The 2,791-nt window shown below is 64.0% G+C and carries 2 protein-coding genes; both read left to right on the top strand.

All coding sequences use genetic code 11. From position 1 onward, the window contains the following. Nucleotides 1-217: 217 nt before the first annotated feature. A complete protein-coding gene (gene istA, locus F4U94_RS23915) occupies nt 218-1,723 on the top strand; it encodes an IS21 family transposase (protein ID WP_007686498.1) in 1,506 nt (501 codons plus the stop codon). Further along, a complete protein-coding gene (istB, locus tag F4U94_RS23910; RefSeq protein ID WP_150412346.1) occupies nt 1,723-2,532 on the top strand; it encodes an IS21-like element helper ATPase IstB in 810 nt (269 codons plus the stop codon). Before istA ends, istB begins: the two co-directional genes overlap by 1 nt. Nucleotides 2,533-2,791: the final 259 nt, after the last annotated feature.

Here is a 2,791-nt window from a genome sequence, read left to right as displayed (position 1 = left end):
GTTGCGCGGCGACAACTACGATGGCCGGTTGAGCGGCGACTATGATGGCCGGTAGGATCGGTTGTCTGGTCTGATCGTAGGGAGGGGCGCAGCCCCGACCGGAGAGCGGACCAGACAACCGGTGGCGATCTTTTTCCCCTTCTTTCGGGGGGCAGATCGGGGCTGTGGCGGGCGGTGGTATCGGAACACTCATCGAACAACGAGCGATGGGTTTGCGATGCCGGGCCACCACATTTCCGATCAGCAGGTATTTCTCTTCATGACCCATCGTCGCCAACACACCCAGGCCGTCGCGGCTGCCAAGGCCGGTATCAGCGAACGCAGCGCACGCCGGATCGAGAACGATCCGCAGCTTCCGTCCCAGAAGAAGAAGGAGCGCCACTGGCGCACCCGCGCCGATCCGCTCGAGCCATTCTGGCCACGTATAGAGGAGTTGCTCCAGATCGACGGTATCATTGCCGTCACGGTCTTCGAGACGCTCCAGGACGAGTTCGGCGAGGATGCTGTTCCCGATGCGATACGACGAACACTGGAACGCCGGATCGCCCGCTGGCGGGCACTGCACGGCGGCGAGAAGGAGATCTTCTTCCCGCAGCATCATGAGCCCGGTCGGCAGGGCCTGTCGGATTTCACGGTATGCGACAGTCTCAAGGTCACTGTTGCCGGCGAGACCCTGGCCTATCGCCTCTACCACTTCCGCTTGGCGGCGAGTGGCTGGGAGCATGCGGCTGTCGTGCTGGGCGGGGAGAGCTTTGCCGCCCTTTCGGAGCACCTGCAGGATGCGTTGTGGAAGCTGGGCGGCGCGCCGGCCGAACACCGCAGCGATTCCCTGTCAGCCGCCTACAAAAACCTCGACGCCGATGCGCAGCGGGATTTCACCCGAAGCTATGACGAGCTGTGTCGTCATTACGGCATGCTTGCTACCCGCAACAACCGCGGCGAGGCGCACGAGAACGGATCGATCGAAGGTCCCCATGCCCATCTCAAGCGACGGCTCGATCAGGCCTTACGCCGGCGGGGCAGCCGCGATTTCGTTAGCATCGAGGCCTGGCGCGAGTTCGTTGAGGCGCAGGTCGCCAGACAGAACCGGCGACATGCTGCGCGCATCGATGCAGAACGCAGGGTACTCAAGGCGCTGCCCGCAAGGCGAACCACCGATTTCGCCATGGTCACCGTCGATGTCACCCGCAACGGCACCGTCGCCATCGATCGGGTTACCTATTCGGTGCCTTCCCGCCTCGTCGGACGGCGCCTCAACGCGCATCTCTTTGACGATCGCATCGAGCTCTTCCTCGGTCCAGACAGGGTAATGTCCACGCCGCGTGTGCGGATCAGTCATCCCCACCGGGGGCATAGCATCGATTTCCGGCACATGATCGGTAACCTGCGCCGCAAGCCCGGTGCACTGCGCAACCTCGTCTACCGCGAAGCCCTCTTCCCCGATCACGCCTACCGGCGGGCCTGGCAAGCCTTCGATGCCCAACTCGATGGACGGCAGGCCTGCCGCGATGCCGTCGCGCTGCTCGATATCGCCGCCAGGGGCGACTGTGTCGACGTGCTGGCCCGGCGGATCGATGAGGCTCTCGACAGCGGGCGCTTGCCCGATGTCGATGCGCTCAGGGACGAGTTCCTGCCAACCGCAAGATCGCAGCGCGATGTCGCTATCCCGCCACCCGATCTGCACAGCTACAACAGCCTGATCGCCAGCGGGGAGGTGCACTGATGACCCGCACCAAGGATCAGGCCGCCGCCGTACTGCCTACCCTGCTGAAGGCCTTGCGCCTGCCGAGCATCAACCGCAACTGGAAGCACCTCACCGACACCGCCGATCGCGATGGCTGGCCGGCCGCCAACCTGCTGGCCTCGCTTCTCGAGATCGAGATGGCTGATCGCTCCTCCCGGCGCATCCAGCGCCATCGCGACCAGTCCGGCTTGCCCGCAGGCAAGACCTTCGCCACCTTCGATTTCGACGCCGCCCCCGGCATCCGCAAACCGCACCTCTTGTCCCTCGCCGCCGGTGACGACTGGATCGAGAACGGCGGCAACCTGCTGCTGTTCGGCCAGAGCGGGACCGGCAAGACGCACGCAGTTGCCGCCATTGGCCATGCCCTCATCGACACGGGGCGGCGCGTCCTGTTCTGCTCCACCACCGACATGGTCCAGAAGCTCCAGTCCGCGCGCCGCGACCTCAGCCTGCCCGCCATGCTCGACAAGCTCGACAAGTTCGATCTCATCGTGCTCGACGATCTGTCCTACGTCCGCAAGGACCAGGTCGAGACCAGCGCCTTGTTCGAGCTCATCGCCCACCGCTACGAACGCCACTCGCTCGCCATTACCGCCAACCAGCCATTTTCGGCATGGGACAACGTCTTCCCTGATCCCGCCATGACTGTCGCCGCGATCGACCGCCTCGTGCACCACTCGACCATCATCGAGATGAACGGCGAAAGCTACCGCAAGCGTTCCGCCGTCGCCCGCATCAACGCCGGCGATTACGACCCGCCCAATGGCGCCCCGGACCAGCCATCATAATTGTCGCTGGCTTCGCGCTCGGGAGCACCCTTGCTGAGGCAACGGGTAATTGTCGCCAGCGGCAATTACATGCCAACCATCCCATGCGCTTCAAACCCTCGCTTCCGGCCAACGCCAGCGACAATTACCCAGCGTCGTAATTGTCGCTCGACGGTTGCTCCTCGCAACAGCAAATGGTAGCCAGAATTCACCAACCGGCGCGGCCACCTATCGGCCATCAAAATTGACGCCGACCGGACTCCGTAATCGTCGCGCTACA

The sequence above is a fragment of the Sphingobium limneticum genome (assembly GCF_008710155.1).
Classification (GTDB): Bacteria; Pseudomonadota; Alphaproteobacteria; order Sphingomonadales; family Sphingomonadaceae; genus Sphingobium; species Sphingobium limneticum.
This window is presented reverse-complemented; position numbering and strand designations above follow the sequence as displayed.